26 protein-coding genes and 1 tRNA gene are annotated in these 23,739 nt (G+C 67.3%); 11 read left to right on the forward strand and 16 right to left on the reverse strand.

The window, feature by feature from the left end; translation table 11 throughout:
* Positions 1–104: 104 nt before the first annotated feature.
* From HUA75_RS35085 to HUA75_RS35095, 3 genes are all read right to left on the reverse strand, one after another.
* Entirely contained in the window at positions 105–1,046 is a 942-nt protein-coding gene (locus HUA75_RS35085; RefSeq protein WP_141646423.1) for an NAD-dependent epimerase/dehydratase family protein, read from the reverse strand.
* A gap of 69 nt (positions 1,047–1,115) precedes the next feature.
* Positions 1,116–2,072, reverse strand: coding sequence for a UDP-glucuronic acid decarboxylase family protein (locus tag HUA75_RS35090; protein WP_141646438.1), 957 nt, complete (start codon positions 2,070–2,072; stop codon positions 1,116–1,118).
* A gap of 28 nt (positions 2,073–2,100) precedes the next feature.
* Positions 2,101–2,280, reverse strand: a complete 180-nt coding sequence (locus HUA75_RS35095; RefSeq protein ID WP_044281109.1) for a ribbon-helix-helix domain-containing protein — start codon at positions 2,278–2,280, stop codon at positions 2,101–2,103.
* Between the two features lie 94 nt (positions 2,281–2,374).
* Here HUA75_RS35095 and HUA75_RS35100 point away from each other — a divergent pair, with 94 nt between their 5' ends.
* Positions 2,375–3,004 carry a hypothetical protein gene (locus tag HUA75_RS35100; protein ID WP_141646422.1) on the forward strand — a complete coding sequence of 210 codons (630 nt, stop codon included), beginning with the start codon at positions 2,375–2,377 and terminating at the stop codon, positions 3,002–3,004.
* A gap of 30 nt (positions 3,005–3,034) precedes the next feature.
* On the opposite strand, the gene HUA75_RS35105 is transcribed toward HUA75_RS35100, so the two are convergent.
* From HUA75_RS35105 to HUA75_RS35140, 8 genes are all read right to left on the reverse strand, one after another.
* The gene (locus HUA75_RS35105) at positions 3,035–3,397 is read right to left on the reverse strand and encodes a cupin domain-containing protein (protein WP_141646421.1); all 363 of its coding nucleotides are present in this window, start codon (positions 3,395–3,397) and stop codon (positions 3,035–3,037) included.
* A gap of 27 nt (positions 3,398–3,424) precedes the next feature.
* The gene (locus HUA75_RS35110) at positions 3,425–4,321 is read right to left on the reverse strand and encodes an SPOR domain-containing protein (RefSeq protein WP_174488847.1); all 897 of its coding nucleotides are present in this window, start codon (positions 4,319–4,321) and stop codon (positions 3,425–3,427) included.
* A gap of 135 nt (positions 4,322–4,456) precedes the next feature.
* Positions 4,457–4,822 (reverse strand): integration host factor subunit beta, encoded by a 366-nt coding sequence (locus HUA75_RS35115; RefSeq protein WP_141647739.1) that lies wholly within the window; start codon positions 4,820–4,822, stop codon positions 4,457–4,459.
* Between the two features lie 73 nt (positions 4,823–4,895).
* Positions 4,896–5,669 carry a hypothetical protein gene (locus HUA75_RS35120; RefSeq protein ID WP_174488848.1) on the reverse strand — a complete coding sequence of 258 codons (774 nt, stop codon included), beginning with the start codon at positions 5,667–5,669 and terminating at the stop codon, positions 4,896–4,898.
* A 30-nt stretch (positions 5,670–5,699) separates the two neighbouring features.
* Positions 5,700–6,746 (reverse strand): tRNA 2-thiouridine(34) synthase MnmA, encoded by a 1,047-nt coding sequence (mnmA, locus tag HUA75_RS35125; protein WP_141647737.1) that lies wholly within the window; start codon positions 6,744–6,746, stop codon positions 5,700–5,702.
* A 107-nt stretch (positions 6,747–6,853) separates the two neighbouring features.
* Positions 6,854–8,125, reverse strand: coding sequence for a CCA tRNA nucleotidyltransferase (locus HUA75_RS35130; protein ID WP_174488849.1), 1,272 nt, complete (start codon positions 8,123–8,125; stop codon positions 6,854–6,856).
* Positions 8,126–8,276: 151 nt separating this feature from the next.
* Complete coding sequence (locus tag HUA75_RS35135; protein WP_174488850.1) at positions 8,277–9,512, reverse strand: MFS transporter; 1,236 nt, start codon at positions 9,510–9,512, stop codon at positions 8,277–8,279.
* 12 nt (positions 9,513–9,524) lie between these two features.
* On the reverse strand, positions 9,525–10,067 hold the full coding sequence (locus tag HUA75_RS35140) for a TetR/AcrR family transcriptional regulator (protein WP_174488851.1): 543 nt from the start codon (positions 10,065–10,067) through the stop codon (positions 9,525–9,527).
* 515 nt (positions 10,068–10,582) lie between these two features.
* On the opposite strand from HUA75_RS35140, the gene HUA75_RS48060 reads away from it, so the two are divergent.
* From HUA75_RS48060 to HUA75_RS48065, 3 genes are all read left to right on the forward strand, one after another.
* Positions 10,583–12,829: a VCBS repeat-containing protein gene (locus tag HUA75_RS48060; RefSeq protein WP_174488852.1), complete on the forward strand. Its 2,247-nt coding sequence runs from the start codon at positions 10,583–10,585 to the stop codon at positions 12,827–12,829.
* 1,040 nt (positions 12,830–13,869) lie between these two features.
* Positions 13,870–13,943, forward strand: a tRNA-Arg gene (locus tag HUA75_RS35150).
* A 47-nt stretch (positions 13,944–13,990) separates the two neighbouring features.
* The gene (locus HUA75_RS48065) at positions 13,991–15,079 is read left to right on the forward strand and encodes a tyrosine-type recombinase/integrase (RefSeq protein WP_174488853.1); all 1,089 of its coding nucleotides are present in this window, start codon (positions 13,991–13,993) and stop codon (positions 15,077–15,079) included.
* Here HUA75_RS48065 and HUA75_RS35160 read toward each other — a convergent pair.
* The 5 genes from HUA75_RS35160 to HUA75_RS35180 all read right to left on the reverse strand — a co-directional run bounded on the left by HUA75_RS35160 (position 15,076) and on the right by HUA75_RS35180 (position 18,213).
* Positions 15,076–15,423 carry a hypothetical protein gene (locus HUA75_RS35160; protein ID WP_174488854.1) on the reverse strand — a complete coding sequence of 116 codons (348 nt, stop codon included), beginning with the start codon at positions 15,421–15,423 and terminating at the stop codon, positions 15,076–15,078. The genes HUA75_RS48065 and HUA75_RS35160 overlap by 4 nt on opposite strands.
* A gap of 155 nt (positions 15,424–15,578) precedes the next feature.
* The gene (locus HUA75_RS35165; RefSeq protein WP_174488855.1) at positions 15,579–15,887 is read right to left on the reverse strand and encodes a hypothetical protein; all 309 of its coding nucleotides are present in this window, start codon (positions 15,885–15,887) and stop codon (positions 15,579–15,581) included.
* 861 nt (positions 15,888–16,748) lie between these two features.
* Positions 16,749–17,156 carry a hypothetical protein gene (locus HUA75_RS35170; protein ID WP_174488856.1) on the reverse strand — a complete coding sequence of 136 codons (408 nt, stop codon included), beginning with the start codon at positions 17,154–17,156 and terminating at the stop codon, positions 16,749–16,751.
* Positions 17,153–17,899: a hypothetical protein gene (locus HUA75_RS35175; protein ID WP_174488857.1), complete on the reverse strand. Its 747-nt coding sequence runs from the start codon at positions 17,897–17,899 to the stop codon at positions 17,153–17,155. The genes HUA75_RS35170 and HUA75_RS35175 overlap by 4 nt, the downstream gene beginning before the upstream one ends.
* Positions 17,896–18,213 carry a hypothetical protein gene (locus HUA75_RS35180; protein WP_174488858.1) on the reverse strand — a complete coding sequence of 106 codons (318 nt, stop codon included), beginning with the start codon at positions 18,211–18,213 and terminating at the stop codon, positions 17,896–17,898. The genes HUA75_RS35175 and HUA75_RS35180 overlap by 4 nt, the downstream gene beginning before the upstream one ends.
* 212 nt (positions 18,214–18,425) lie before the next feature.
* On the opposite strand from HUA75_RS35180, the gene HUA75_RS35185 reads away from it, so the two are divergent.
* The 7 genes from HUA75_RS35185 to HUA75_RS35215 all read left to right on the forward strand — a co-directional run bounded on the left by HUA75_RS35185 (position 18,426) and on the right by HUA75_RS35215 (position 22,770).
* The gene (locus HUA75_RS35185) at positions 18,426–18,788 is read left to right on the forward strand and encodes a hypothetical protein (protein WP_174488859.1); all 363 of its coding nucleotides are present in this window, start codon (positions 18,426–18,428) and stop codon (positions 18,786–18,788) included.
* 77 nt (positions 18,789–18,865) lie between these two features.
* A complete protein-coding gene (locus HUA75_RS35190; protein WP_174488860.1) occupies positions 18,866–19,426 on the forward strand; it encodes a hypothetical protein in 561 nt (186 codons plus the stop codon).
* Entirely contained in the window at positions 19,423–20,094 is a 672-nt protein-coding gene (locus HUA75_RS35195) for a hypothetical protein (protein WP_174488861.1), read from the forward strand. Before HUA75_RS35190 ends, HUA75_RS35195 begins: the two co-directional genes overlap by 4 nt.
* A complete protein-coding gene (locus tag HUA75_RS35200) occupies positions 20,091–20,468 on the forward strand; it encodes a hypothetical protein (RefSeq protein ID WP_174488862.1) in 378 nt (125 codons plus the stop codon). The genes HUA75_RS35195 and HUA75_RS35200 overlap by 4 nt, the downstream gene beginning before the upstream one ends.
* A 30-nt stretch (positions 20,469–20,498) precedes the next feature.
* Positions 20,499–20,702, forward strand: a complete 204-nt coding sequence (locus HUA75_RS35205) for a hypothetical protein (protein WP_174488863.1) — start codon at positions 20,499–20,501, stop codon at positions 20,700–20,702.
* A 12-nt stretch (positions 20,703–20,714) separates the two neighbouring features.
* The gene (gene bet / locus HUA75_RS35210) at positions 20,715–21,764 is read left to right on the forward strand and encodes a phage recombination protein Bet (protein WP_174488864.1); all 1,050 of its coding nucleotides are present in this window, start codon (positions 20,715–20,717) and stop codon (positions 21,762–21,764) included.
* A gap of 349 nt (positions 21,765–22,113) precedes the next feature.
* Positions 22,114–22,770 (forward strand): hypothetical protein, encoded by a 657-nt coding sequence (locus tag HUA75_RS35215; RefSeq protein WP_174488865.1) that lies wholly within the window; start codon positions 22,114–22,116, stop codon positions 22,768–22,770.
* Positions 22,771–23,739: the final 969 nt, after the last annotated feature.

Below are 23,739 nucleotides of genomic sequence, written 5' to 3' on the forward strand. Positions count from 1 at the left end.
CCTGAACGGACGCCCGGCCACCCGGGGACGACAGGGCACGAGGGCCCGTCCGGGAGAGGCGACCTCTTCCCGGACTCCCCTGCCCTGCTTCCCGTCAGCCAGCCTCAGCCGTGGACGCGGACCGGCTCGGCCTTCTCGCGGAAGTAGGCGACGGTGCGGCGAGCCCCCTCGCGCAGGTCGGCGGACGGCTCCCAGCCGAGCACCTTCTTCGCGAGCGAGTTGTCGATGCACGAGCGCAGCTGCTCGCCGGGCTTGCCGGGCGCATGGGCCACGGCGGCCGTCGAACCCGCGGCCTCTGCCAGCAGCGCATAGAGGCGGTTGATGTCGGTCTCCACGCCGGTGCCGATGTTGATGGCGCCCACGTAGTCCTTCTCGAAGGCCAGCCGGTTCGCCCGGGCCACGTCGGGCCCGAAGACGAAGTCGCGGGTCTGCTTGCCCTCTCCGAAGATGGTGCAGCCCTGCCCGGAGAGCAGGCGCTGGCAGAAGATGGCCACCACGCCCGCTTCGCCATGCGGGTTCTGTCGCGGGCCGTACACGTTGGCGTAGCGCAGGGCGACGTACGGCAGGCCGTACTGGGCCCGGTAGTAGCCCAGGTACAGCTCCCCCGCCGCCTTGGAGACCCCGTACGGGGACACCGGGCGCGTCGCGTGGGACTCCGGCGCGGGGAACACGTCCTGCTCGCCGTAGATGGCGCCGCCGGTGGAGCTGAAGATGACCTTCTTCACGCCCGCGACGCGCGAGGCCTCCAGTAGATTCAGCATGCCGCGGATGTTCACATCCGCGTCGAAGCCCGGATCATCCACGCTGCGCCGCACATCCATCTGCGCCGCCAGGTGACAGAGCACCTGGGGCTTCTCCGACTTGATGAGCTCCGCGGCCTCGCGGCTGCGGATGTCATGCACGGCCAGCCGGACGCGCGGGTCCAGGTTCTCCTTCTTGCCACCCGACAGGTCATCCAACGCGATGACCTCGTGTCCCGCCTTCAGGAACTCGTCGCACACGTGCGAGCCGATGAAGCCCGCTCCACCCGTCACCAGGACTTTCACGCTTCCGTCTCCCCGCCACCCGGCCGTGGCCAAACTGTCTTTGATTTCAGAGTCTCTCGCGGCGGCAACCTATGACGGGGATCGCCGCACGGCAACCTCGCGGAACCACGCGATGGTCTCCCGCAGACCCTCCTCCAGAGGCACCTTGGGCTCCCAGCCGAGCAGCGTGCGGGCGCGGGTGATGTCTGGCTGACGTTGCTTGGGATCATCCTTGGGCAAGGGCTTCTCGATGATGCTCCCCCCGCCGCCCGCCGCCGTGCGCACGGCCTCCGCGAACTGACGGATGGTCATCTCCCGGGGGTTGCCGATGTTCACCGGATGGGGCTCGTCCGACAGCGCGAGCCGGACCAGGCCGTCCACCAGGTCCTTCACGTAACAAAACGAGCGCGTCTGGCTGCCATCGCCGAAGACGGAGAAGTCCTCGCCCTTGAGCGCCTGACCCACGAAGGCCGGAACCACGCGGCCGTCGTTGAGCCGCATGCGCGGGCCGTAGGTGTTGAAGATGCGAACGATGCGGACCTGCACGCCCTTGCGACCGTAGGCCGCCGTCACCGCCTCCGCGTAGCGCTTGGCCTCGTCGTACACCGAACGCGGGCCGATGGGATTGACGTTGCCCCAGTAGTCCTCGCGCTGCGGGTGCACCAGCGGATCTCCATAGACCTCGGAGGTGGACGCCATCAGGAAGACGGCCTTGTTCGCCTCCGCCAGCTTCAGCCCGTTCTCCGTGCCGATGGACCCCACGCGCAGCGTCTCCAGCGGGAGGTTCGCGTAGTCGATGGGCGACGCGGGCGAGGCCATGTTGAACATGTAGTCGAAGGGCTCCTTCACCGGGATGCCCTCGATGATGTCCGCCTTCACGTAGCTGAAACCCGGCCGGCCCTTCAACGTGCGCAGGTTCTCCTCGTTGCCGGTGATGAGGTTGTCCACGGCCGTCACGGCGGCCGCACCGTCGTCCAGAAGGCGCTCGCACAGGTGCGAGCCCACGAAGCCCGCGCCCCCCAGCACCACCACTCGCTTGCCCTGCATGCTCTTCACGTCGCGCCTCGTCTCTCTGTCAAATCTCGTCGAAGGTCGCCTGCCCCGGCAGCTGCGCTTTGTACTTCTCCAGGACCAGGTCGATGCCCTGGCGGATGTACTCGGCCACGGGCACCTTCGTCTTCTGGTTCAGCGCCTTGAGGAGCTCGTTCTGCTCCGGGGTGATGTAGATGGTGGTGCTGATCTTCTTTCGGGCCATGGCTATATGTGAAAATATATGGAATGACGTGGCGCGCGAAAGCATCTCGTGCGCACGCCTCGGCGGAGAGGCCGCTGCGTCCCGGGAGCACCGCATGACCGGCAGCAAGCGCTGGATTTTCCTCGGGTTGATGACCTCCGGCCTGCTCACCGGCTGCGCCAGCGACAAGGCCGCCGAGCGCGGCACCAACGCCCCGGGTAAGTCCTCACCCGCCTCGTCCGAGGCCATCCACCCGGAACCCGCGCGTGGCGAACACGTCACGCAGCAGGACGTGAACGGCGACGGCAAGCCGGACGTGTGGACCTACACGGTGGCGGACGCGGGCGCGAATGGCGAGGAGCGGTTCCGCAAGGTGCGCCAGGAGCTGGACCTGAACTGGGACGGCCGCGTGGACCTGACGCGCTACTTCGACGAGGCCAGCGCGCTGATGCGCGAGGTGATGGACCTGGACTACGACGGCAAGGTGGACGCCACCTACTTCTACGAGAAGGGGGCCAACACTCGCCGCGAGCGGGACTTCGACGGCGACGGCCGCGCGGACAGCGTCACCTTCTACGAGCGGGGTGTCCTGGTGCGCAAGGAGCGCGACACCAACTCCGACGGGCGCGTGGACTACTGGGAGTACTGGGAGGGCGGTCAGGTGGACCGCATCGGCGAGGACCTGGACGGCGATGGCACCGTCGACAAGTGGACCCGCAATCCCAACAACGCGGCCCGCGACTGAAGGGCGAGCCGCGCCTTCCCGGCGAAGCGACTACGGCTTGCTGGTGCCGGTGCGGCCGTAGGAGTCCTCCAACCGCACGACGTCATCCAGCTCGGGGGTGCTGACCTCGAGGATGTCGCAGTCGGTGATGGCCACCATGCGGTGCTTGGTGAGGGGCTTGATGTGGTAGCTCTCCCCCGGGTTCATCTCCTTCTCGATGAGCCCCTGTCCCTCGTCGACGACGAAGAGCAGCTTGCCGCTCTGGACGTGGATCGTCTCGTCCTTCTGGTTGTGGTACTGCAGGCTGAGCTTGTGGCCCTGCTTCACGTGCAGCAGCTTGCCCACGTAGCGCTCGGTGTGGGCCCAGATGAGCTCGTGGCCCCAGGGCTTCTCCACCCGCCTAGTCGTCGTCATGGTGCTTCCCGTCTTCCTCGCCCGCTCTCAGTTCGTGCCGGCCACGAACGCGTCGAGCTGGGTCTCACGCTTGAAGTCTGACAGATACCGCGTCGCAGCGTCCTTCGAGGCGAAGGTGCCCATGCGCACGCGGTACCAGGTGCCCTTACCGGCCACCTCCGCCGTGACGATATAGGGGGCATAGCCCCTATCACGCAACCGGGCCATGAACCGGTCGGCCTCCTGCTTGTCCTGGAACGCCGACAGCTGGAGCGTGAAGGCCCCACCCTTCACCGCCGGGTCCGGCAACTGCGCGGCGCGGGCGATGGCGTCCTTCATCCCTCCGCCCTCCTTCTGCGTCGTCCGCGTGGGCACGGCCGCCGTCTCCACCTTGCCCGACACCTGTGCGGGCTTCGCGGCGACGGGGGCGGGCTTCTCGGCCGGAGCGGCGGCGGGCTTCTCCGCGACGGGCGCGGGGGTGGGCTTGGGCGTCTCGGCGACAGCGACGGCCTGGGGCTCCTCGGCGGGCTCCTCCGGGGGCAGTTCGCCCGTGTCGGGGTCCGGCGTCGGGGCCATCGCGGCGGCCCTGGCGGGCTCGGGCGGCTTGGGCGCGGGCTTCTCCACCGGCGCGGCGGGCTTGGGAGCGGCGGGCTTGGGAGCGACGGCGACGGGCTCGGCGCTGGCCTTGCGCGTCAGCTCGTCCTGGAAGGTGAGCGCGGAGTCCTTGTGCTGCACGGCCTGGAGCGCCTGGGCATTGGCATCCAGCGCGGAGAGCAGGTCGGGAGCGCTGGCCGTCTGCACGTCACCGGCGAGCTTCTTCCCCACGACGACGCCCAACACGAAGACGGCGCCGAGCACGACGATGCCGGCGATCAACAGGCTCACAATCTGCCGGTTGTCGAGAGAGACGTCGAACTTCTCCTTCATCCGGTGGGCGTCTCGCATGACTCAGGGATCCTCGCGCGCGGACAGAGCGGGCCACACGAGTCCGTGTTGCGGCCTGTAGCGTCGGCGTCGAGGCAAAGTACGCCCCACCCCCCACCCGGTCAAATTCACGGAAGCGGCGTCGTGGCCGCGCCGTCACCGCGCCACGGACGTCACCGGCAACACCGCGGTGGCGAGCGCCACCGAGGGCAGCACGGAGCCCACGGGCTCCTGCCTGGGCGCGGGCGCATTGAGCCGCGCGCGCAGCTCCTTGCCGGCGGCGAAGCTGAGCGTGCGGCGCTCCGGCACGGCGACACTCTGCCCCGTCTTCGGATTGCGTCCCGTACGGGCGCGGCGCGTGCGAAGGGAGAAGACGCCAAAGCCTCGCAGCTCGATGCGCTTTCCCGCCACGAGGGCCTCCGCCATGCAGTCGAAGACGGCATGGACGATGGCTTCCAACTCGCGCCGCGGGACGTGGGGTGCACGCGCCGCGATGCGCTCGATGAGCTCACTCCTCGTCATGGCACACCTCCGCGAGGGACGGTGGACTCTACAGAAGGCGCACCCGCGAGGACAAACCACCCTGCCCCACGCCTCAGCGCAGGCGCAGGTCGGCGGGGCCTTCGACCTCGACCTCGGAGCCGTCCTTCGCCCTCAAGGTGACTTCCGCCCCATCCGGAACGAGCAGGCGGACGGTGCGGCCCAGGGGCACCTCGCGCCCCTCCAGGAGCACGGCGGTGGCCAGGTCATCCGTCTCCGCCACGGCGAAGCCATCATCCACCACCGCCACCAACCCACCTTCCCCCAGGTCTCCCGCATGGATGAAGGGGACCTTCGGACGGAACGGCGGCGCGGGCAGCGGCGTGTGCGGCCCTTCGTGATCGGTGTCCGAGCCCAGCCGCTGCAAGCCGTTGGGCGTGAAGAAGGCGACGAAGTACTGCGTGGAGGTGTACGCGTCCTCGTGCGCGCTCTTCGGCGTCACCTGCACGTTGGTGTAGCGGGCGGCGACGATGCGCAGCGCGCGAGGCGCCTCCTGCACGCTGCCGTCCACCCACCGGTGCGCCGGGAGGTTGGAGCCGTGGAGCTTCGCCTCGTCCGCGTCGCCAATCTCCAGCGTGTCGCCCTTCTCGAGGAAGCGCAGGCCTCCGCCGAAGTACTCGAGCACGGCGGGACCGGTGGCAGTGAGCAGCGCGTCCCCCGTGAGCTGGGCGCCAACGGCGACGGTGCGCTGCTCCTTGCCCTGCGTGCGCAGCACCGGAGCCCCCGCCGCGAGCAACCCGGCGATGGGCTTGTCCGAGCGCTCCTTACAGGCGGTGACCAGGCTCGCGGTCGCGGCCACGAGCAGACATCCCATGAGGCGCTGCGCCATGTCCCGCTTCCTCCTCAAGACGACTCGAGCTCAGACGATCCAACCACCACCCAGCACCTTGTCCTGAGCGTAGACCACCGCGGCCTGTCCTGGGGTGACGGCTCGCGCGGGGGCATCCAACTTCACCGAAACGAGACCGTGGGGCGAGATTTCCACACGTCCCGCGGCCCCCGCGTGGCGGTGCCGGATGCGGACCTCCACGGGCGTCTCCGGGGACGGTGGCGCATCCACCCAGTGGGGCTGGAGCAGCCCGAAGCGATCACGCCCCGTCTCCTCGGCGCTGCCCACCACCACACGGTGGGTCTCCGGCTCCAGTCGCTGGACGTAGCGCACCTGTCCGCCACCCAGGTTGAGCCCCTTGCGCTGCCCCACCGTGTAGCGGTGGATGCCCTGGTGGGTGCCGAGCACCTGGCCGTCCCCATCGACAATCTCGCCCGAGGGCTGGGGGCCGGCGACCTTCTCCACGAAGCCCGCGTAGTCACCGTCCGGCACGAAGCAGATCTCCATGCTCTCCGGCTTGTGGCTGGTGGTCAGGCCGTGGCGCTCGGCGACGGCGCGGACCTCCGCCTTCGTCATGTCGCCCACGGGGAAGACGATGTCGCGCAGCTCGTCCTGGCCGAGCGTGAAGAGGAAGTAGCTCTGGTCCTTCGCGGCGTCGACGGCGCGGCGCAGGACGTAGCGGCCGTCGGTCTCCTCCACGCGCGCGTAGTGGCCGGTCGCAAGCCGCGCTCCGAGCGCTCGGGCGCGCTTGAGGAGGAAGTTGAACTTCACGTCGCGGTTGCAGGCCACGCACGGGATGGGCGTGCGCCCGCCGAGGTAGGACTGGACGAAGGGATTGACGACGCGGTCCTGGAAGATCTCCTCCGCGTTGGCGACGTAGAACGGAATCCCGAGCGTCTGGGCGACGGCGCGTGCGTCATCGATGTCGTCCGGACTGCAGCAACTCCCACACTTCGCCTTGCCCTCGTAGGACCAGACGCGCAGGGTGATGCCAATGACCTCGTGGCCCTGTTCCTTGAGCAGGGCGGCAGCGGCCGAGGAATCCACCCCGCCGCTCATCGCAACGACGACTCGCATGGTGCCCCTTCCTACACGCCCCAGCGTCCGGGCGCACGCGGGAGGACGGGGGGAGCCCCCCAAACCCGACCCCGGAGCCCGGTGGGAGGGCCGCCCACCGGCCGGGCTCAGGCCCCCGTGCGAGCCGACTGCCAGGCCTGGAGCCGCTGCTTGAGGCCCTCGGCGGTGTTCAGGGCGGGCTCGTCGAGCACCGAGTCCATGAGGAAGCGTGTCGCCTCGCCGACGATGGGCGACGGGCCGACGGCGAGCGTGGCCATGATATCGCCCCCGGTGAGTGCCAGGTCCTTCGGCACCAGGGGCGGCTTCGCGGCGGCCAGGGCCTCCAGCCGCGCGCACAGGCGCTCCAGGTCGGACAGGCGCTCCGGGGCGCGGACCTGGACGCGGGCCCGGGCCACCGCGAGGAGCTGCGGAAGCTGGGGGAGCCCCACGCGAGCCAGGAGGCGGCGCAACGAGGGGTCCGTGTCCGAGAAGCGCTCTTCCAATTTCGCGGTCTCCACGAGCAGGGCCACCAGGTCGGCGACCTTGTTGGGGAACTTGAGCCGCAGGCCGATGTCACGAGCCTGGGCGCGGTCGACGAGGTCCGCGAGCAGCACGGCCACGCGAATCTCGATGTCGTTCGGCGCGGCCTGCACCGCGGCGCGCGCGAGCCGGGCGGCTTCCGGGGTGGCTCGGGCCACTTCGGGGAGGAACACGTCCAGCAGCCCCGTCTCCGAGAGCAGCAGCAGCCCCCCTTCCGCGCGCGGAGAGAGCAGCAACTTGGTCAGCTCCTCGCGCACGCGCTCCAGGGCGACCTTGCGGAACACGGCGAGGGTCGCGGGAATGGCGTCGCGGGTGTCCGGATCGAGCGAGAAGCCGAGCACGGCGGCGAAGCGGACCGCGCGCATGGGGCGCAGGCCATCCTCGGAGAAGCGCTCCAGGGCCGAACCCACGCACCGGATGAGCTGGGCCTGGAGGTCCGTCTGGCCACCGAACGGGTCCGCGAGGTCGCGATCCAACGGGTTGTAGGCCATCGCGTTGATGGTGAAGTCGCGCCGGGACAGGTCCTTGACGATGTCGCGCTCGAAGGCGACGGAGCTGGGCCTCCGTCCGTCGAGGTAGTCCCCTTCCGAGCGGAACGTCGTCACCTCGACATGGGTGCCGCCCTGCACGACGGTGACGGTGCCGTGCTGGATGCCCGTGGGGATGACCTTGCGGAAGGCGCGCTGGACCTCCTCGGGGAGCGCGCTGGTGGCCACGTCGAAGTCCTTCGGGTGAACCTTGCGAACCATGTCCCGGACGCAGCCGCCCACCAGATACACGGCGTGGCCCAGCTCTCGCAGCCGGGCGATGACGTCGAGCACGGGTTGGGGAATGTCGGCGTTGTGGAGGTTGGCGAGCATGGGTCCAGGGGCGGCGAGCGACGTGCCCGCCTGACAACCCGGGTTGTACTTGCGCGCGCCCCTCCGAAGCCAGGGCTCTGGCGACAGGCCCCGTGCAACTCGCGGCAGTGTTCCGCGATGGATGGTGGCTCCGTCCCCCCGTGCGGTCCGCTCAGCCGGACCGCTTCTCAGGGAGGCGGGTGGAAGACAGAACTCCGGACAAGGTCAGCACGAGCACGCCGGCGAGCGGCACCACGAGCAGCCCCACGCGAAGTCCCACGGCGTCGGCGACGAGGCCGACCACGGGAGGAGAGAAGAGGAAGCCCAGGCGCATCAACCAGCTCACGAGCGTGAGGCCCGTGCCAGGTCGCAGTCCGGGAAGCTCGTCAGCACCGTGCATGGCGGCGGGCACCAGCGTCGAGACTCCGAAGCCCGCGAGCGCGAACCCGGCGATGGTGGCGGGCACCGACGGGAACAGCAGAGCCGCCCCCATGCCCACCGCCGCAAGCACGCCTCCTGCCCGAGCCACGGCGCGTTGTCCGAACCTGTCGACGAACCTGTCGCCGAGCAGCCTCCCGACGAACTGCGAACCCACGAGCGCCACGTAGCCGAACGAGGCGACCGCGACGCCCGCGCCGAGCGTGCCGGAAAGATAGACAGCCGCCCAGGTCGACCCCGCGTCCTCGACGAGCGCTCCGCCGAGGGCAATCAGGACCAGCGCGGCGACCACGAGCCCCAGGCGCAGTCGACCCGGCGCTCCACGGCGTGCCGGGTCACTCTCCAACTGCGACGCGGCCTCGGATGAGACATTGGACGCAGTGGGCTCGGGGCCGGGCAACAGGAAGCGCAGGGCGGTCAACGACACGAGGGAGAAGGTCAGGGCCGAGACACCCAGGTGGACACCACGCGGCACGTTGAGACCCGCGGCGAGCCCGCCCATGAGTCCACCCAGCACGGCGCCAATGCTCCAGACCGCGTGGAACCCATTGAGAATCGACCGGCCATAGAGACGCTGCACCCGCAGGCCGTGGGAGTTCTGGGCCACGTCCGTGATCGCATCCATGCTGCCTGCGAGAAAGAGTGTCACCGCGAGCGCCACCCACGAGGGCGCGACACCAGCGCACAATACGCCCAGCCCCGTGAGCACCGTCCCGGCCACGGCGACCCGTGACGAGCGGAAGCGACGGATGAGCGCTCCGGCGGCCAGGCCAGCCACCAGTGCTCCGAACGGGAAGGACGCGACGGCAATTCCGTACTGGGCATTGCTGAGACCGAGGTCGGATTTGATCTGCGGATAGCGCGGCAACAGGTTGGCGAAGATGGCGCCATTGGTGAGGAACAGCACCGCGACGGCGGCGCGGGCCGCTCGGTGCTCGCGGAGCACCGGGGGGCGGAGGGGGATGGTCATGAGGCAGCAGCTCTAGGATGAGAGGAATTGGAGCACGGCGTCGCGAGTGACGTCGCGGCCGTGCGGTGTCGGGTCGAGGCTGACGTGGATGAACAGGCCTTCAATCAAGGCGTCGAGCTTGTGGGCGGTTTGCGCGTCGACGTGCTGTTCGAGCACCGCGCGGCTGCGGCGCATCCAGTCGTGGGTGATCTTCCGGAAGGCGGGCTTCCGGGCCGCGAGGGTGTAGAGCTCGAGCGTGAGCACCAGGTCGTCGGGACCGGCCACGAGGTCCTTGTGAACCAGGTCGACGATGGCCGTGGCGAGCTCGTCACGAGAAGCGACCGCCGAGAGTCGCGCAGTGAAGCGCTCGCTGACACGCTCGGCGAAGCGGGTGAAGGCCTCACGCAGCAGCTCGTCCATGCTCGTGAAGTGGTAGGTCATCGAGCCGAGAGGCACCCCGGCCCGGTCCGCGACGCGCCGGTGCGAAGTGCCCGCCACCCCACCCTCCGCGATGACCGAGAGCGCGGCGTCAATGATGCGGTCGCGTCGGTCGGGGTCGTTTCGTCGGGTCGCCATGGGACTCCTGGCTCAGGGAGAAGATACCCTCCATGTGTACGTTCGTACATATCGACAGGGTCCGGGGCGAATTTGTTCCCGAGCGAGGACCCTTTTCTCGGGCCCGAAGCGGTCGAGCAGGCATCCAGCAGCCCGGCGGCCCAGGTCGTTCCATCCGGCCGGAGAAGGATCCCGTGAGGCCCGCTGGCAATCCCAGACACCCGAGCCCCTCCTTCCCGCCCTTGACTCTGGTCCACACGGAAAGGAATGGCTCTCGCGCTGGCGGAGATCATCGACGGAGAAGTTCGCGATGTGTATGACACTCCTCCATGAAATCAGCTCCTCCTGAATCATCCCAAAGACTCAGACTGCTACTGGCGGGCACCGCCGCCGCGCTGGGTCTGGTCGTGCCGCAGATCTCTTTCGCTGATCCGGATTGCGGCCCCTTGGACCCACGGCCGATCTGCAACCCTACCGAAGTTCCTGGGCCCACTGATCGAGCACCCTTCTGGATTCACGAAGGCAAGCGATTCTTCGTGATTGGCGCCTTCGACTATCCTGATCGAGTCACCGCGGATGCGGGTGATTCGGATGATTTCCCAAACATCGACAAGACAGAGGTCGCGCTGAATGAACTGGGGCGCGTGGGATTCAATACCTTGATCCTGGACATGCAGGATCTGACGGCAGCCGACCTGGACAAGCTGGAGTTGCGCGGCGTCCACGCCCTCGCCAAGGCCTGGAACTGGAGTCACCGAGGAGAGGCGGAAAGTGAGCTCCACTGGGTGCGAGAGGTGGCCGCTCAGCACCATGTCGGTAGCGACCTGGACCTCAAGATCCAGGAGCTGAAGGCCAAACCGGCGCTCCTTGGCTATGACTCCATGGACGAGATGGGCTGGAACAAGGATGGAGGAGGACAGATCGTATGGGATGGCGGGGCCATTGACGGGCCCAAGACAGACTCCAATCGTGCTCGAATCCCCACCGTGGAGGAGGCCACGAGCTTCCGCGCGTTCGTCAACGAGAGAGACCCGGCGCACCATGTCTACTACACGGAGATCGCCGCCAATGATGCGGAGGGCGTTGCGGCTTGGGAAGGCATCCCCGGCTTCCCCGCATCGGAGTACCGGAAATGGAGGGCCGCTGCGAACGCGTGGGGACAGGACAGGTACCCCATCTCCCTCCTGCCCGGCGGCGGGTCTCCACCATTCCCCCTGGCCCCCCTCAATCACCCGGCGGAGAGCATCGAAGCCATGAAGGTGCTCCATGACGACAACTTCGTGGCACCCTACTCCCCCGCGGGCCCCATATTGATAGTGCTTCAGGGACAGGGCTATGCCGAGTGCTGCAGCTCTCACATGGGACCGACAATAGGCCGCAGACCCAACTACACGGAGACACGCTTCATGGCGTACTCCTCCATCATCCATGAGGCTCGCGGCATCTTCTGGTGGGGAACGGAAAACATCGAGCAAGACTCTCAGCTCTGGTGGGACATCAAGAAGGTCGCCTCGCAGCTGCGCATCCTGGAGCCCGCGCTGCTCTCGGACGAAACGTATGCCCTTGGGAGCTTCGCGCCCGATGCCGGCGCCGGACAGCTCGAGGGCATCCGAAGCACCATCGGACAGCACAACATCCTCATCGTCGCCAACCGCACGCCCACGGCGGTGACCGGCCCCATCACTCCGGTTGCCTGGAATGGAACTTCGCCGGCTCGCCCCCTCTTCGAGCAGCGCAGCAGCATCCTCTACAACTCCAGCCAGGGTGGATGGACCGACACGTTCGGCCCCTGGGAGGTCCATGTCTACACGGACGCGCCCATCTATGGGCGGAAGGATGACTTCGATGGGGATGGGAAGTCGGACTTCACCTGGTACTGGGAGTCACCCGCCATGCCGCAGACAGGGCTTCTCACTGTCCAGGCCAGCTCGCTTCCCCGTCCGATGCGCTTCCCAGGGGGTCTCCCGGGGGACATCTCGCTCACTGGCGACTACGACGGAGACGGCCTCACGGACTTCGCGGTGTACACTCCCGCCGAGAACTCCAACGCCGCGGGGTTCTTCACGGTGTGGCGGAGCCGGGGGCAGCACTGGAGCTGGTTCGATTTTGGTGAGCCGGGCGACATCCCCATCGCCGCTGACTACGACGGAGATGGGACCACGGACATCGCCGTGTACCATCACTTCACCGCCCCTGAGAGTACCCCTTCCGGGCTGTACTATGGAGAGTTCCGGTGGCTCTCGAGTCTGGATGGTCTCCCGCAGACCTTCCTAATGGGCGAGCCCGACGACACGCCCATCGTCGGAGACTTCGACGGCGACGGCCTCGATAACTTCGCCATGTACAAGCATAAAGCAGGTACGGGCTGGGGTGGATGGTTCACGGTGTGGAAGCCCGCGGAGAACGCCTGGGATTGGGACACGATGGGACAGGTGGGAGACATTCCTGTCGTCGGGGACTACGACGGCGATGGCCGAAGCGACCTGGCCCTCTATACGCCCCGCTGGCCCACGAACGACGGCGGCGGTTATTTCACCTACGTCCACAGCTCGACGGGGACGTCCTACGTGAAGTTCCTCGGCGGGGTCGGCGATGTTCCCGTCACGGGCGACTACGACGGAGACAGCAAGACAGACATCGTGGTTTACACGCCTCGCACGAGCAGTCCAGCAGCGGGCGGGTACTACACCATCACCTTCTCGAGCTCGCAGATCACGAGCACACGAAGCAGAGCCGGGGTACGGACCGGAGAACTGCCCATGGGAAGGGAATGGCAGCAATGACAGGCGCACATGGCTCGCGAGAATGAGCCATGACCCACTCGGGGACCTGGGCCGTCCAGGTCCCCGAGCAGTCGCCCCCCACGGGAAATGGGCGGCTGAACATCTGGGTGCCGACTACTTGCAGCAGATGCCTCCCTCTTCGCCGAACACGAGGTCTCCGAGCAACCGCTGCCCCAGAGGGCACCCCTCCCTGTGGGTGCTTCCATCCCCCGGATCTCCCCGTGGACTCCCTCCCTTCGCGAGACACTCCTCGGGCGTCAACGGATCCCCTCCACCCTCGTTGTCGCTATCACCACAAGCCACCGCCCCGACACCGATTCCCAGAATGACAACCATTCTTTTCCAGAACATCCGCACGACTCCATTCTCGTGAAGAGTCGCCCCCGACAAGCAATCCACGTACCATTGCATACCTGCCACCGGTTTCAGACAGCGCCTTGTTTGCCCCAACGATGTGGCGGCTCAGGATTCTGATGGGCCTCCATGAAACTTCGTGATCCAGCATGCGTTTCCGCCATCCTCGGGCAGAAACCTCTCACGCTGGGATGGACAGTTGTTTCAAGGCAGCATCACAGAAGGGAGCTCGAAGGCCCTCGTGCATCAGCACGACGCATACAAGACCTCCGTCACTCAGCGCAGTCCTGCGCCTTCCCTGGCCAGCCGATGTGATTGGAACAGGGACGGTAGCACCGGAGGGTTCACGTGCCGCACGCGGAGGCTTCACCCCCAGCGCGCCTCTTGCCATTGCGCAGGGCGGTGGTGGCGCCCGCTGCGTCCCTCGGCCTTGAGGCGAGGAAGCGGGCCACCTGGTCCCCGCTGGGGAGACCGCGTCGGCTGCCTCCCCCTTTGTCGGATAGGCGTCAGGGGCGCCGCTCGGAGAGTGGCAGCTCCGCCAGGGCCTCACTCTCGTTGCACGCCTCCAGCCGCCTGCTATAACGCGCTGGCCGGTTACGTACTGCTTACGTACCGGGGTGAAGGACTCGTCGAAGGTGGCAGCCCTTCATCAGAAAGTACAAGTAGTTCCGCAGCTTTAGCCGTCCGACCTCGTAGCTCAGTTGGATAGAGCGGCGGTTTCCTAAACCGCAGGCCACAGGTTCGATTCCTGTCGGGGTCATGGAACATGCAGCACCTCCATTGTGGCACCTTTGTGGCGGGGTGCCGGTGAGTAGGAAAGAACGTTGGGCGGGTGGATACATCCACCCACAGCAGGATGGCCGCCCGCTGTTCATCATCGAGAGGCGCGTGAGTGGGCACCGGTTCCACGTTTCGACCCGGGCCCACAGCATCCGCGCCGCCCTCAAGCAGCTCGAGCGGTTTGAGGCGGACCCCCTCGCCTACGCACCAGAGGGGGACGCCGTTGACGAGCCGTTGCTCATGACAGCCAAGCTCGTCGAGGAGTACCGCGAGTACCAGGTGAGCACGAAGGGCACGACCCCCAAGCACGCCAAGGAGATGTCGGCGCGGCTCGCGGACTGGATTGAAGACCTTGGCGGGAAAGATCTCCGACAGGTCACACTCCGCGACCACATCAAGCCCGCCCTGGCGGCCCGTCGCACGGGGCGGCCACACCGAATCATCGCGCTCAAGGGCTTCTACGGGTGGCTCCGGAAGGAGAAGCACCTCCTCACCTCCAAGGACGACCCCACGCTCGACCTGCCTGTCCCCCAGGCCGTCCCCGAGAAGAGGAAGAAGAAGAAGGCAGTCCCGTTCCCCAACGTCCACGCCGCTGCCCATCACCTTGGCCAGGAACTGCTGGACATGCTCACGGTACTCGCAGGCACCGGCTGGCACGTCACTGAGCTTGAGCGATTCGTTCGGAGCCCGGAGAGCGAACTTGTCCGCGCTCACCGCGGCGACACCCTGGCCGTCCTCGTGACTCGGCACAAGGTCGGCGAGATGACACGCACCCCCGTGAATGACCCCAACGTTCTCGCCGCAGCGACGCGGCTCCGTGAGAAGGGCACCCTGCCTCGGCGGGCGAACAAGTCCCTCAAGGAGGCATGCGCCGCAGCCAAGGTGCCCGCCTTCACCTTCGGCGTCATGCGGCACTCGGTGGCGACGTGGGCAATCGAGCTCGGGGGACTCCCGGCGGTCGTCTCTGCCTTCCTTAATCACAAGGACAAGCGAACGACCGACCGCTTCTACGCCGACGTCCATGTGCCGACCGTCCAGGTGCCCCTGCCGCGCCTCACACTGGTTCCGTCCGAGCGGCAGAACCTGGACGCGGAGCCCGAACAGAACGTCGGCTAGCTCTGCTTCCGACTTCGGAGGACTGACCGAACTAGCGCCGCCTCCTCCTTCGGACTCCCCGTCCGGGAGGACCGGCGCGGGCGCCGGACCCGCGGCGCCTTCGTGCCGAGCACTGCCGAAGCGATTCGTCGAATCTCCGATGCGGGAACGCCGGTTGTCCCACCGACCTCGCACACCAAAATCGCGCCCTGGCGAATCATCCCCTTGAGCTTCGAAAGGGAGACTGAAAGCTCCTCCGCCGCTCGCCGCTTCGAGAGCACGGTGGGCAACGGCCGCTCCCTGTCCTCGCGGAGCGCCTTCACCTCGCTCAGGAGACGCTCGAACAGCACCTGTACGTCGTCCATGCCCATCCCCACGGGGGACACTCCCCCCTCTGGCTTCCCCCCCGGCAGTCAGCGGGCAGGTTTTCGCGTGCGTCATGTGCCCTCCGCCGACATTGAACACTCGTTCAGTAAAACAGAACGCAGACACTCTTGCTGAGCACTCCTGGCGACGCACATCAGCGCGCTCGCGTTTGCTTCTTCAGCCGGGCGACCGCGCGCCGGATGAATTCCTCTCGTCCTTCCTGAGTCTCAGGGCGTCCTCCCACCTGCTGCCAGAACCCATCGACACCCACGTCGATGAGCCGCTCGACGACCAAAGACGGCTTCCACTTCTTCGCGCGCTTCGTTCCCAGGGAGGCGTCAAGCTCAGTCCACAGCCGAACCAGCAACTCGACATCTTCGTGGCGGTCGGGCTGCAAGCGAATGGTCAGCGGCACCCGACCACTATCGCGGTCCTGCTCCACGGGGTAGTAGCTCTTGCTCATGGAGCGCAGCATTGCACCAAAATCTGGTGCATACCACCACGACAGGGGAGACTCACCAGTGTCGTCGGTAGCGACTGCAGTTGTACTTACGTCCTGACCCATTGAGACTCCCCCACGAGACTCGCTGCCGAATGCATCAGCAGGGTTTGTGCCAACCATTGAGACAGGGGGCCGCCTGTCCTTGACCGTGGTTGCCCACCGCTCACCCTCGACACACGCGCCTGAAACACAGACGCGGACGCCTCGCAGCAACCACCTACAAAACTACTAGCAGCCACTGGGCCCACAAGCAAACGAGCCGGCTCAAATCGCTTGACGTCAGGCTTCGCACTCGGGGAGTCCGAGTATTCGGCGTCCCGCAGGACTTGCGGGCTGTCTGCGATTGTGTGGCGCGGCAGTCCGAAACCATGGACCCTGGATGCAACTTGAGACACTGAAACATCCAGTGTCATTGCACAGGACTGGTTGAGGTGGACGAGCACGCGACACCCAGAAAGACGGCGCGCGGACGATGACGGTCAGAGCATCATCCGGCGCCGGAGCGAGTGACGGACGCGCCGAAGCGGCCGTATTTCGCTCTTGAGGTTGTCGTCTTGCTCTCCGGCTGACCGTGACTTCCGAAGAGGGTACGTCATGGACAAGATGAGCCCGCCGCGCTGGCTCTGTCAAGTCCGGACCTACGCTACCGTTCGTCGGCGTGCGCGGCGTGACGCTCACCGTGCTCGTCGCACTCCGTCGCGTGGGCGCAGTCACATGCCACACGCTGCGCAACTCGGCAGCAACTGCGGACGTCACGCCGCGCGGCTGTCATCGGGACCGCACTCTGTTGCGCTTGGCGGCGGTGGCGGGCGCCCCGGAGTGTCATTGCGAAACCCTCGCCGCGGCGTCGTGGCACAATTTCTCCAGGTATGCCTGCTGCCGCGCGTACGTCTCGGTGGACTCCATCTGCTGATACCCCTGAAGGCGGACGAGGTCGGCCTCCGTGGCGTCACCGTTCGTTTTCGCGACACTCACCATGCCCGCCTCGGCTGCATGGCGCGCACGCATCTCCTCTCTCGCCTTCTCGTACGTCTCCCGGGCCCAATTCAGCAGGCGCCGATCCTGCTTGGTGAATGCCCATGGAGTGCGCCCGCCGAGGCAGAGATCGAGCGGTGGCTTCGTCCACGTCTCCCACCCTGTGCGGACAACGTGGATTGCGAAAGGGATGGCGACAAGCGTGCCAATAAAAAGCGGGAGACCGAGGTGCTCCCTCCAGTTCTGCCACTTCATCGCCGTCCCCGCATTGAGGGGTTTGGCGGCACGGGCGGCGGCCCGCCGCGCTCGTCGGGCATCGCCTTGTAGCAACCGCCGCTGTGCTCGGCGGTCGTCTTGGGGCACGGCGGTTTCAAGTCGAGTTTGTACCAGCATCCGCCCTTCACGACGACGCCAGCATCATCCCAGCACGGCGGCAGAGCTTGCCCTTTCATTGGAGCGTCCGGGATGACCCGACGCTCCACGACGATTGGCTTCTCGCCCCACGCCAGCGTGTTGGCCCAAACTGGGTCCGTCCGGACAGCAGGGACGTCTACAACAACGACTGGTGGAGGCAGTGCGTGACCGACGACCGACGGCCACGCCAGCAATGCGAGGGCCGCCGCGGCGACTGCATGCGGCAGCCAACGGGAAATGGTGCTGGGGCGCGCCGGTAGCACCGTGATGGACACCACCAGGCGCGAGTCGATGCGCTGGCGGGAGGCGAGGTGCTCTCGGGCTTGCTCGTCCTCGAGCGCGGCCGCGTAGGCGCTAGCGGCCATGCCGAGCACGGCAGGGACCTGCCCTACCCTGCCGGCGCGGTGCTCGGCGACAACCTCACCAGGATAGGCGGTGACGAGCACCTGACAGGCCCCATCGTGCTCCGTGCGTACCAGCAGCGCCGGGTGCCCGAGCCCCCTGTTGCGAGTCAGATGGATGCGCCCGACGAGGCGAGCTGCCACCCCACGCAGACGCGGCCCCAGGTGGTAGGGGCCGCTCATGGCTTGCCGCCCTTCTTGGCTGGCTTCTTCGCCGGGGGCGCCTCGGGCTCATCCTCTTGCTGTGCCGCCGCCTGTCCTCGCTTGAGCGCCTCCTCGTATCGCCGGCGCTGGTCCGGTGTCGCGTTCGCGAGCCACTGCGCATTCATGACCTTGAACCACTCGTGGGCCACCTCGTTCTGGCTGTTCCCCGTCGCCTCGGCGATGGCGGCGGTCTGGAGCACGAGTGGCTGCGGCAACCGGTACGTCGTCTTGGACATCGGCACTGCTCGTTTGTCGTCCAGCACGGCCTGGTCCTCTCTCATGGCGGTCAGCACTCATCCTCCTACATCAGTGGTCGTCCAGCAGCAACGGTGCCGTCATTATCGACGGCAATCAAGACCATTGACTGCCGTCAAAAACGCCGTCACTATTGCCATCATCGACGGACGGATGGGGCTCCCGGGAGGGAGAGCGGTGCTGGGCGGGCGCGAGCTGGGTGGCCAGCGAGGACGTCGCGGTAGAGGCAGCGTCAACAGCGGGGGCAGCGATGACCGAGGCGAAGCAGTCAATGACGGAGGAGCAGATTCAGAAGGAGATGGGCCGGCTGTTCAAAAAGCCGCGCCGGCCCCCCAATCGCCCCGACGAGGCGCTTCGGCGGCTGATCAAGTCCGTGGCACACCACGGAGAGCCCCTGTCCTGGCCCGAGGGGTTCTACGAGCAGTTGCAGCACGTCGCGGGCCTCCAGATTGAGGCGGCGACCGAAGAGGCGCAGGCGGAAGACTACCGAGCGCGCGCCAAGGATGAGTTCGAGGAGGCGGGCGTCATCGAAATCCCGAGCACCGCGCCCGTGTCCATCAGCGACGAGGGAGCGTTCGTCCAGGCGTGGCTGTGGGTCGGGGCTCAGGACTAGCGCAACACGCCCTCCGGGGCCGCCTGCAGGGAGCGCATCCCGGCATTCCACCCACCACCGTCGTAATGGAGGGCGTCATGTCGACGCTGCTGGCGGAGCTTTGTCGTGTTGTCGAGGACAGGGAGGACCCGGGGCCGTGGGCGCAGCGCGCGGTGTCGGAGGTGGCGGATGCGCTCAGGCGCGCCCCCCGGCTCAAGACGTGGCACGTCGAGCGGGCCGTCTACGTGTCCGCGCTCCTGGGCGCGGTCTGGGCCCAGCACCACGAGACGCTGGGCACGCCCTCTTCTCCAGCCAGCGGCCTTCTCGCCACGCTGGGGGCCTCGCCCGAGTTCGCCGCGCTGACGACGGTGGTGGTGCTCGCGGTGGCACTGATTCGCGCGGTCGACGGCGCCGAACTGGACAGCATCGCCACCCGCGAGCGCGAGCAGGCCGAGGCGGAGGGGCACAAGCCGGTGAAGGTGGAGTGCTCGCCGCGCGCCACCCAGCTCCGCGCGCGTGGCCCCTGGATGGACCTGGCGCTGCTCGCCTTCGCGTTCGGCTGGGTGGGTGCCATCGGCTTCGCCTGGCGCCTGGGCTACCCGTCGTGGCGCCGGGTCTGGCGGAAGCGCTACCCGCTGGCACGCACGGTGGCCCCATGAAGGCCCTCTCCTGGCAGGCGCAGCCCACGAACCGCACGTGCGGACAGACCTGCGTCGCGATGCTCACGGCGCGCTCGGTGGCCCAGGTCTGCGAGGAGATGGGCCGCTGGGGGCGAGCCGGGGACAGCGGCATCTGGTTGGTGCTCCAGGCGCATGGCCTGGAAATGGACCATGCCGGCGCCGGCCGGGCTCCGCTGTCGGCGACGCCCGCCATCCTCTTCCTGCGCCACGAGGACGAGACCAGACACTGGGCGCTCTGGACTGGTGCCAGGGTTCTCGACCCAGGATGCGGCGAGTTCCCGACGCTGCTCGCGGCACAGGAGCGCTGGGCCGAGCTGGGCATGACGCTGGTGAGCCAGCACGCGGTGACGCCACGAACCGGGCCGGTGCCTGAGTGGCTGGGCGAACGGCTAGCGCTCTACCGGCGCAACGGCGAAACCTCCCCTCCGGAGCCAGGGGACATCGAGCACATCGCCGCTACGGCGCTGGGTGACGCGGAGTTGGTCCGCGCCATGTGCTCGGCTGTCGCTCGGTACCCGGAGAGCTCAGCGGAGGTCGCGGTGCTCAACAAAGAGGCACATCGGCGAGGTCGAGAGCGCGTCCTCGCGGCCATCACCGCCGTCAGCGACGAGCGCGAAGCAGCCCGGAACCAGGAGTGCAGGCCATGAGCTGCGCCTTCGGAGAACTCAAAGACCTCTGCGCCCGGCTCCGCGCGCTCGAGGCGTGGTGGCGTGCTGGCGAGGTGGACACGATTCGCGCGTGCGTGGACGAAGCCGACGTGTTGCCGGAGCGACAGGCCGCAGTACAGGAGGAACTGCGCCTCGCGGAGGACAAGCTCGCGCTGCTCAAGCCCGACGAGACGCCCACCACGCTGAACCGGTGGCGCGAGTTGCAGCGCACGGTGACGGCGTGCCGGAAGTCCCTCAACGATTTGTCGTCGGCGTCGAACGCGCTGTACGCCGTTCTGGGCATCGAGCTGTGGTGGGCGCGCACCGCGCACTGGAAGAACGGCGTCGCACGCATCAACGCCGAGCAGGGCTGAACGTCAGACCCAGTAAGTAGTCTGACGTGATTGAACCTATCAAGTCGTCATCTCTGTCACGCCTTCGCGGAGCACCCGGACAGGACCTGGGTTCTCTGCGAGCGCGAGGACATGCACGAAGGCCCGCATCGCTGGCGGGGCCTCGAATGGACAGACGCGGTGGACGACGTCACCGCTGAAGAGCGCGAACTGATTCGCCGCGCCGAGCAGGACGCTGGCGAGAGCTACGAGTGAAGGAGCGGCACCATGGCGGACGGGAGCGGAGAGACGAGCACGGGCGGGTGGGCAGAGGAGCGTCGGGCGCTGGTGAGGCGGACCATCTGCCCTCGCGGCATCAGCGAGGACGAGTTTGTCCTCTTCATGGAGCAGTGCAAGCGCAGCGGGCTGGACCCGCTCCTCAAAGAAGCCTTCTGCGTTGCTCGCCGGCAGAACATCGGTAACCGCGAGCGCCCCAACTGGGTGAACAAGCACGAGTTCCAGCCCTCCGAGGCCGGCATGCTCGCCCGGGCCGAGCGCTTCCCGGACTTCAAGGGCATCCAGGCGAGTGCCGTGTTCGCCGAGGACGACATCACCCTGGACCAGGGGCAAGGTGAGGTGGTCCACCGCTTCAATCCGGCCAAGCGCAAGGGCTCGCTGGTAGGGGCCTGGGCCCGAGTGGTGCGCGACGGAAAGCTGCCCGTCGTCGTGTGGCTGGACTTCAGCGGCTACGTCCAGCAGACGCCGCTGTGGGCCAAGATTCCCATGACGATGATTGAGAAGTGCGCCCGCGTGGCGGCGCTGCGCAAGGCGTATCCCGAGGCCTTCGGCAGCCTGTACGTGCGCGAGGAGCTGCCGGCGGATGATTTCGCCACGGCCGAGGAGCCGCTCCCTACCGCCAACGTCGTGGTTGAGCAGCCCACGCGACACGCGAGCGGCCCCGCTCTTCTCCCGGAGAAGACAGCGACACGGGAAGCTGCGGAGGTGGCATCGGCAGGCTTAGACGCGAAGGCGAAGGAGCACGCGGAGTCCCGGCAGCCCTCTGCTCCTGCGACGCCGAAGCCAGCGTCCCAGGCCGCTCCGCCTATGCCCAGGAACTCAGCCGCCGTCGTGGCCTTCGGCCCGTGCAAGGGAACGCTCGTCGGCGAGCTGTCGGACGAGGAGCTGACCGACACCATCAACCTCGCCAACGAGAAGCTGATGGAGCAGCCCCGCGCACGCTGGGCCAAGGCCATGCGCGAGAACCTCCAGGTGCTCGAAGCCGAGTTCGCCTTCCGCGACAGCACGCGGGCGCCGCGCGAGCCCGGCCAGGACGACTGAGCCACGCGCGCGTCGAGTCCTCGGCCCGGGACTCCGCGCGCCCCCGCGTCCGTTGGGCGGGGCCTCTTCGTGAAGACGAGCGTGAACCAGTACGCAGACCCTCACCGGACTCGCCCTGGGCCGATCATCTCGCTCGTCTTCACACCCGTCCGGCATTGGGCCGGGCGGCCTTTCACGGCGTGCGAGCAGCGCGCCAGCGGTAGCCGGGCGGGGTTCCCCCCTCCCCGCCCGGCGCCGCATCTTTCCCCCATTCCTTCACCGCGACGGCACCACGCGAAGACACCAGGACGGTCCGGTTCGACTCCGGCCCGCGGACTCGGCCCGGCTCGCAGTCCCAGGAGTTGTCCCTATGAAGAGGTTCCTCGCTGTTCTCCTGCTCGCGCTCTCCTCTATTGCGCAGGCAGGCACGCTCAACATCGGTTCGTTGGCGACATCCAACGCGGAAACCCTCGGCATCCCCCGCGAGAGCCAGATTTTCTATCGGGAGTGGAGGCAGGGCGCGATTCGATACACCCAACTCCTGGCCGCGAACGAGGACGTGGAGAAGCGCGTCGGGAAACCTCTCGACGTTCAGGGGGCACGTTGCATCCTCTGGACGAAGCTCGCGGAACTCGCACTGGAGACGAGGGACGTGCTCCGCGCCCGCGCCTCCGCGCAGGGGCGCCAGGACCCAGCATGGGTGGCCGGCGCAGCCAAGCGCGCGCAGAAACGCGCTGACGAGGAATGTCAGGACCCCAAGGACGACAACGGCGGCACCAGGGGTCCGAATCTCGGCCGGCGGTACATGGAGGAGCTGGCGAAGTCTCGTCCCTCCCGCTCCGAATTAGTGCGCGATGAAGAGCTCCTGCACGCGCTGGGGAGCTTGGTGGGCGCAATCGAGGACGCGGTGCAGTCACTCCCAGCCCGCGCGGGGACAGCACTCCAGGCCGGCAGCACGTCCGTGCCGATTCTGAACCCGCGCCTCTTCCTCCGCCGAGAGTGCCAGGGCGTGGAGTGCGCGCTGTGAGGGCGACCCTGGTGGTGCTGTTGGGGCTGCTGGTGAGCGAGTGCTCGACGGCAGCCGGAGCGAAGTGCGGCGCGCTCCGCACGGAGTTCACCGCGGCGGTCGACTCATGCGACGCCTGCCTCGACCGGTTGTCCGTGCACGGCGACGCGTCGGTGTGCTCTTCGGCCTGCGACGCTCCGGGCAAGGCAGGCCCGGCCGCTCTCGGAGCCTGTGAGGCGGCGGCCAAAGAGATTGCGGCCCGCGCCTCGAAGGCAGACTGACGTCTCCTCCGACTCAAGCGCGGGCGGTGCTGCACAGGCCGCCCGCGCCTCCTCATGGCGACACACCATCAAGGCTTTCAGCCTTCTACTTCGCCCGTTTGACAGTGCTGGCGACCAGGGCGATGGCCCCAATCACCAAGAAAGCCTTCCCAGATTTGGACTCGGTCATCCAATGCCAAAGTGCCGGAAGCAAACCGCCCTTGGGGTCTGTGACATCTCGATGCGCGATGAACTGCCCATCTGGCTGCTTGTGAAGATGGATCCGGCTCCCGTCATTGAGCGACAGGACCCAGTCTTCGACCTGCCCATCCGGCTCTGCCAATGGAGGAATCTCGAAGCCCGCATGACGAGGATGAGGCAGTCCCCACGGAGCTGTCACCCGTTGTCCTGCCCGAAGGCGCGTCAATTCAGACCGCACCCACTGCAACCACAACTCCTGTGGAGTCAGCGCACGCATAGATGGCCACACCTCGTATTAGGCCACGAATGGACTCGTAGAGTGGCCGCGTCCCTTCCAGGTAACGCAGCCAAAACGACACGCAAGGTGTTGGGGAAATTTTTCGTTCCGAGCGGGTCATGGGGCATTTGGCACTTCATGGGAGCACCAAGTTAATGCGCACCGTATTGGGCGTCGCCGAATGCCACATCGGTGGGGCACTCGCGACTTGGCATCCAAGCCACGCACCGGGCCGTGAGTGCCTGGGGAACT

The organism is Myxococcus sp. CA040A (genome assembly GCF_013336725.1).
Lineage (GTDB): Bacteria > Myxococcota > Myxococcia > Myxococcales > Myxococcaceae > Myxococcus > Myxococcus llanfairpwllgwyngyllgogerychwyrndrobwllllantysiliogogogochensis.